The sequence below is a fragment of the Pedobacter sp. PLR genome (genome assembly GCF_026239675.1).
In the GTDB taxonomy this organism is placed as follows: Bacteria; Bacteroidota; Bacteroidia; order Sphingobacteriales; family Sphingobacteriaceae; genus Pedobacter.
Genome location: NZ_JAPIVQ010000018.1, coordinates 1 through 6,503, shown reverse-complemented (window position 1 = coordinate 6,503; position 6,503 = coordinate 1). Strand labels below are relative to the sequence as shown.

Annotated in this window: 9 protein-coding genes and 1 pseudogene; 4 read left to right on the top strand and 6 right to left on the bottom strand. The window is 39.5% G+C overall.

The features are described 5' to 3' along the window. A partial coding sequence (locus tag OQX61_RS24075) for a nuclear transport factor 2 family protein (protein ID WP_265844398.1) occupies nt 1-252 on the bottom strand: 252 nt, incomplete at its 3' end. A gap of 270 nt (nt 253-522) precedes the next feature. Further along, nucleotides 523-858: a cupin domain-containing protein gene (locus OQX61_RS24070; protein ID WP_265844397.1), complete on the bottom strand. Its 336-nt coding sequence runs from the start codon at nt 856-858 to the stop codon at nt 523-525. 94 nt (nt 859-952) lie between these two features. Between OQX61_RS24070 and OQX61_RS24065 the strand changes: the two are divergent. Beyond that, a pseudogene (locus tag OQX61_RS24065) lies at nt 953-1,102 on the top strand (catalase); the annotation flags it as partial. Between the two features lie 293 nt (nt 1,103-1,395). On the opposite strand, the gene OQX61_RS24060 reads toward OQX61_RS24065, so the two are convergent. Then, nucleotides 1,396-1,875 carry an ankyrin repeat domain-containing protein gene (locus tag OQX61_RS24060; protein WP_265844396.1) on the bottom strand — a complete coding sequence of 160 codons (480 nt, stop codon included), beginning with the start codon at nt 1,873-1,875 and terminating at the stop codon, nt 1,396-1,398. 34 nt (nt 1,876-1,909) lie between these two features. Further along, nucleotides 1,910-2,374, bottom strand: coding sequence for a PA2169 family four-helix-bundle protein (locus OQX61_RS24055; RefSeq protein WP_265844395.1), 465 nt, complete (start codon nt 2,372-2,374; stop codon nt 1,910-1,912). 179 nt (nt 2,375-2,553) lie between these two features. Between OQX61_RS24055 and OQX61_RS24050 the strand changes: the two genes are divergently transcribed. Further along, nucleotides 2,554-3,504: a YihY/virulence factor BrkB family protein gene (locus OQX61_RS24050; RefSeq protein WP_265844394.1), complete on the top strand. Its 951-nt coding sequence runs from the start codon at nt 2,554-2,556 to the stop codon at nt 3,502-3,504. A 234-nt stretch (nt 3,505-3,738) separates the two neighbouring features. On the opposite strand, the gene OQX61_RS24045 is transcribed toward OQX61_RS24050, so the two are convergent. After that, on the bottom strand, nt 3,739-4,473 hold the full coding sequence (locus tag OQX61_RS24045; protein ID WP_265844393.1) for a DNA-formamidopyrimidine glycosylase family protein: 735 nt from the start codon (nt 4,471-4,473) through the stop codon (nt 3,739-3,741). Between the two features lie 209 nt (nt 4,474-4,682). Next, a complete protein-coding gene (locus OQX61_RS24040) occupies nt 4,683-4,880 on the bottom strand; it encodes a hypothetical protein (protein WP_265844392.1) in 198 nt (65 codons plus the stop codon). Between the two features lie 547 nt (nt 4,881-5,427). Between OQX61_RS24040 and OQX61_RS24370 the strand changes: the two genes are divergently transcribed. Next, a complete protein-coding gene (locus OQX61_RS24370; protein ID WP_323670634.1) occupies nt 5,428-5,649 on the top strand; it encodes a hypothetical protein in 222 nt (73 codons plus the stop codon). A 187-nt stretch (nt 5,650-5,836) separates the two neighbouring features. Beyond that, nucleotides 5,837-6,118: a hypothetical protein gene (locus OQX61_RS24030; protein ID WP_265844391.1), complete on the top strand. Its 282-nt coding sequence runs from the start codon at nt 5,837-5,839 to the stop codon at nt 6,116-6,118. Nucleotides 6,119-6,503: the final 385 nt, after the last annotated feature.

The following is a 6,503-nucleotide window of genomic DNA, read 5'->3' as shown; positions in this document are numbered from 1 at the left end:
GTTCATTTTTAGTGTAATAACAGCTAAATCATCTATAATATTTAGCTGTTCAATATTTGGAATAAGCTCAACTATTTTTAGATTTCCATTACGATATGTTTCTAAATCCATTTCTTTGGTAATGGTTTCACCACCCGGGACGATGAAAAGCAAATCATTGTGCAACAGTTTATCGAGTATTTCTACGTTACTACTTTTCATAGCGTCGTAAAGTTGGTTTTCAAGATTTAGAATATCGTTTTTTGTTATCATTTTTTTCAATTTATAGATACGTTATTTTTTAATCAGGTTACCATCAATTCCCGGATATCACAACGGCATTTTATATGTCTGTAAAAGTTGTTTTCTCAACTACTAAAATACAAAAAAATCAATCTTAATCACTCACCGAATCGCTCACCATTTATAGCGAAATCGATCTAAATTCGGGTGTGGCACCAATTGCTATAGCCATAAAGCCTGAATTGAGGAACCATAACAAACCATAAAATATAGATGGCATAAATGAGTTTGTTTGTTCTCTTATGATGGCTTTGAAATAGCCAAAGTGAGCAGAAATACAGAATCTTTCCTGGCGGTCACACGATGTGGAATGCCGGCATGGAGTGCCAACATTTGCCCTGCACTGCGTTCAGCAGTTTTTTGCTCGGTTTCAAAAGATATCCCGCCTTCGATTACCTGTACGCTAATTATACCAGGGGCCCTGTGTGTTTTCATTTCCGCTCCTTCGCGAAGGGCGATCAGTACAATGCGCATCCCATCAGATTTAAACAAGGTAATGGAATTACGATCGGAGGTTTGATAGGTATCTTCTTCTTTGAGCTGCTTGATTAATGCAGTAAGGTTCAGGGTCACCATCGGTGCATCTAACGCTCGTTCGCCCTCTGGCCGCGAGGCTGGGCCTCGTTTGATTTGATGGCCGTTGATTCATCTATAGGAGGATTTAATTCTGCAGAGGCTTCCCTTTCACGTAGGCCATATTGTACCAGGAATAGACTTTAGCAATGACCCACTAATGCAGGGTCGACTGTTTTCTTATACAGATACCCAATTGATCAGACTCGGAGGACCTAATTTTCATGAGATTCCGATCAACAGGCCAGTCGTACCTGAGAAATAATTGCAACAAGGCTTGGGGTAATCAAAGGCTCAGATGGGACTAAATTTGCAGTTGACCAAAGCTTTTTAACTGCTGCATCAGTCCTTTATGATGCAGTTTATGTACCGGCTGGAAAGGGAAGTGTGGAAACCGTCAAAATGGAAGCAAATGCGATCCATTTCCCAGCAGATCAGCAATCCATTCAAGTGAAGGAGGCGACCTGTTTTTCAGGCAGACACTTTATATAAGAAATGCCCGGTTTTAAATTGCCAGGCATTTTTATCTTAAAAAGCTTCTTATGACGAAGCTCCTAATAGCCTGATGGTATCTTCATTGCCCTGTTGAGCTGCCAGGTCCATTGCAGATAAACCACGGAAATCAAGAATCTGTTGATCTGCTCCATGACTGAGTAATAACTTTAACACCTCATTTCTACTGGACATGGCTGCAAACATTAATGCTGTTCCACCATTGCCATGCTGAAGGTTAAGGTCAGCACCATTGCTAATGAGTAGGGTTGCAATATCCAGGTAGCCTTTAAAGGCAACCCCCATCAGCGCTGTTTTGCCACCAAGATCCTGTGAATCGAGGATTGCCCCATTTTCAATCAATAATTTTGCAGCCTCATACTGATTGTTATAACAGGATATAATTAGTGGCGTATATCCTTTCTCATCGCTGACATTAAGATCTGCTTTCTGGCGAATTAATTCTTGTAGTACTTCGATGTTTCCAAGACGGGAAGCATGAATGGTAATCTGATCAGTTTTAACCATATGATTAAGCGTTTTTGATGAGGTATAATAAAAACTAATTCATTGCTTTGGCCGCATTCCTAAGGGCCTTAATGGCATCATGTGCAGCTTTAATATCCTGTGCTTGTCTGATTACACTCTCCAGAGCTGCTCCACTCAATTCTCCTTTTTCCAAGGCGATGTTATAGGCTGCTTTAATGGCATCTTCACCACGCTCAGCTTCTGAAAGAATACTGGCGCGATCGCTGCCACCAAAAAGAGATTTTACATCTATCCAGGCCCTATGCAGGGTTCCTGCAACACTATTACCTGTTTCTACTTCTTCTCCGTAAGCGGCAACAATAGCAGTAAGCTCCTGGCTAAATTTTCTGCTTTGTGCACTATACTCTTGAAAGACTGCTTTTAAATCTACATTTGCATCATTGATGTCAGCAATCGCTTTTTCAAATCCCGCTACACGGTCATTGTTAATTTCTGTTAGGTCGTTTAATACTGACACTGCTTTTTCTGTTACATTCATAATAGTCGCTTTTGTTGAATCCTTAAACATTCCGCAACCGGAGTGGTTTCAAAAAAAAATCAATTAAATAGTTTTATTAAACTTTATTGGCCAGCAATTACCCCCTGGTTTAGTAAGGATTGGTACAACAATTGAAAGGAGGAAAGTGATTCTTTAATGGTCAGGTAAGCACAGAAATTATGAAAACAGAGCGAAAAAATTTTAAAGGCGTTTGGAATGTGTTGAAAGCTACCTTCACCGGATTCAACGACCATAAGGTGACCAAGTTGAGTGGATCACTTGCTTATTATACCGTTTTTTCCATGGCACCACTGTTAGTCGTAGTGATTTCCCTCTGTGGCATATTCCTGGGGCAGGAAGCAGCCCAGGGTAAAATATATGCTCAGCTCGCGGGTTTTATGGGAAAAGAAACGGCATTGCAACTTCAGGAAATCGTTTCAAAAGCAGCAATAGGTGATAAGGGGCTAGTTGCATTTATTGTAGGAATTGTGACGCTTTTAGTAGGAGCGACTACCGTTTTTGCTGATATTCAGGATTCTATCAACAGCATTTGGGGGCTCAAAGCCAAACCTAAACGAGGTTGGCTAAAAATCCTTCAAAATAGGTTTCTTTCCTTTTCTGTCGTAATTAGCCTTGGCTTTATCTTACTGGTATCATTAGCGATTACAGCTTTGCTGGATGGTTTCAATGCACGCCTTCAAGCCAGGTTTTCGGATGTTTCGATAGTCGTATTTTATGTGCTCAATCAATTGTTAACCTTAGCCGTCATATCCCTCATATTTGCGGTAATTTTTAAAGTGCTTCCGGATGCTAAAATTAAATGGAAAGATGTATTGTTTGGCGCCATGGTTACCGCTGTACTCTTTATGCTGGGGAAATTTGGCATTTCGATTTACATCGGTCAGAGTGATGTAGGCAGCACTTACGGCGCTGCTGGTTCATTGGTCATCTTGTTACTGTGGACTTACTATTCTTCTATAATTTTATATATAGGTGCTGAATTTACAAAAGCTTATGCTGTTGCTTATGGTTCAGAGATTCACCCATCACAATATGCGGTAACTACTAAAGAAGTTGAAGTTGAGACAGGAAGTAATTCTATTCAGGAAAATGCAATCCCCCCGAAGTAAGTGGCCCAAACCCGATTCTACCAATCCAATTATTCGTGCTAATGGTGCACGCACATCATGGGCCTGAATATGGGCTATCTCATTCAGGCGGGCATTTTGATTTGATGTACTCATTTTGTTTAGTGATGTCCTGTAATTTGGATCAGATCGTTAACATTCGGGGTATATAATGGTGTCAGTTTTCAAAAATTGTGACAAATAATTTTAATTAAAGTTTGCCATTCCCTATAGCCGTTAATTATATAATTTCTGACAAGCAGGACAATAAAATGTTCTTCTTTGGGTCTTTCCCAAGTGTGCTTTCTCCAAAGGATGCCCAAGTGGGCATAGTTTTCTGGTGTTTACCAGCCAATGTTTTTTGAGTACATAGGCTTTTTTCCATACCAGAAAATCAAAACTATATTGTCTTGCTTCTTTTACAAGAATCTTAAGCTTAGGTAAGGGAATGGCATCTACTATACTTAATGGATGTATGCCCACCCGATAGAGTATTTCGTTTTTTATAATATTGCCTACCCCTGAGAATATTTGCTGATCCAGCAAGATGTCGCAGATCAATCCATCTGGCTTTGTCCTGATTTTTTTTAAAGCTTGTTTGGGATCCCATTCCTCAGCCATGACATCTGTGGACCAATCGTAGCTATTTTTTATACTACCTTCCACATATTTTAAAGAGCAGGAATAGAAATTTAATTCCGCATCATCAAAAGATAAACCAAGCCTGACAGGTGCCTCTTTACGTTCGTTAATTCGGTAGCTGCCAAACATCAGGAAATGTATCCTGAGGGCGAAATCCTCAAAGCAAATTAAAAAGTGCTTGCCCCAGCTTTTGAAAGCAGTCACTTGCTGATTAAGCATTCTTTCCTTATCAATCCTGGTATTGCCATACACAGCTATGATGTATTGCCCTTCTAAGTGGAGGGATTCAACGAGTTCTCTTAATATTACAATGGAAGGTCCTTCAGGCATATGATTTTATCATTTTTGCGGTTATCCTTTTTTGTAATTTTATTTCACCACAAAAACCATTCGATTTTTGTGGTGATTATGATTTGTTGTAGGAGACTTTGCATTGGGATTGCTTTGCATAATCAATACGGATTCCATTTATTTCAAATCAATTAATTAGAAAAAAGATAGAATCGTAAGATAAGAGCTAATAGATTCTTTCCGCCAAATTATAATCCGGGATGCTGTATTGGTTTCTGTTCCGTGGTTCTGGAAGTGTCTCTTTTAACGGTATCAACAACATTGGTGTCCGGAAGTTTAGTCTTAGTGCTATCCATATCCATCTTTTCTTTTGAACGTTGTTGTGAAGAAGCACAAGCGGTTAGAAACATGGTTCCTAAGGCCAGTAAAAAGAGTTTATTTTTCATGATACTTTTGTGTTAAATGTTCTTAAATAATGAATTTATTTGAATCTTATTTTTAATAAAGGCCATGATAAAGGCTATCAGTGCCAGGTCATTGAGTCATGCTCGCAAGGGTCCCGGCCATTGTTTCGGCATCTTGTTGGTATTGCTCTTTATAATATTTCAAAAGTCCGGCTTTGGTGTTTTTTTCATTTTTCCATCTCCTTCCCAAATCACCCCCAACGAAGAATAAGCAGGCATCGTTATTTCAATCAAACAAAAGAAGTTGGCGGTATTTCCAGTAAAGGCAGCTAGAGCGAGCAAAAAATGAATCTTTTTGTTTTCATAATCATTTGAGTTACCTACGATTTAACAATTGGTGACCAGAAGTGTTTGTGGTTGCAACTTATTGAATGATATGAATTGTTACTGCCCGGGCTAATTTTTGGAGCGAAACAAAACCCACTGTTAGCGGTTTAATATAAAAATGTGTTTTTGATCCTTTGAACTATAATGGTTTGGAAGGTCATTACCGGGCAATACCGCGAAATATACTTATGATCAGTCTCAGATGTTTGCCAAAATCATTGTAAACCTGGTTCATCAAGAAGTATCGGAGTTCACAACTCTGGAGAGAATGATAGCCAACCGTAAAGGTAAAATGTACCTGGATTTTTTGCAGAATAGACCTGGTGCTACGATTGCATGCCCGTATTCTTTACGTCCTAAACCTGGAGCTCCGGTCTCTATGCCATTGGATTGGCTGGAAGTTAAACCTGGAATAAACGAATGATTTTACTATTTTTAATGCGCTGGATCGTTTGAAAGAAACTGGCGACCTCTTTAAAGGTGCACTGTGAAAAGGTATTGACCTTAGTTTGGCAATCCAAAAGGCAAAGGACAGTTTTGGATAGCTTTAGGTTAAACCATTACGCCTGTTGGTTGTTTTTAGCAAAGACTGCTTATTAAATTTAAATGCTATGTGCAATTTTTCTATTGAATATCCCCAAGCCAAGGATGATATGGTTGAACAGTTGAAAGCTGCTATCGAAAGTCAGACCGATGGTGTGTTTAGGGGGGATGTATTATCGGGAGAATTTTCTTTTTCTGCCAGGGGATTTGAGCTTGCAGGGGGATACAGTATCTCCGGCGATCTTGTGGAGGTGACGGTTTCCAAAAAGCCATGGCTACTTTCCTGCAGGAAGATTGAGTCTGAGATCAGAAAATACCTGGAAGGTAGAAATGGTATCCGGGAAGATTGAAGATAATAAATAAACAGTTTATTTTTAAGGCTGTTATATTTATTAACGAACATCGCTATGAGCGAAGCTAATGTGATGGCTTAGCTTATATCGGTCAAATGCCCGGGGCGGCCATGAAAAAAGCAATAGATGACACTTATTTGCTCGCCTGTGGTTCTTTCCATTGAAGCCCAAAAGTTACTGCCCGCTTTGTTGGCCAGGATCTTCATAGGATTACCATACCTTAAATCAGAGATGTCGTTCACTATGCAACAGCATAAAAGTACTTGGATGGGGGCGATGTACGGTTTAAGTCGTCCTTCTGATGGCACCTAGAACTACTGCTATGATAGCAATAACAATGTGCATCCTAAATAGAATAGATGGAAATAACTGTATATTCCCA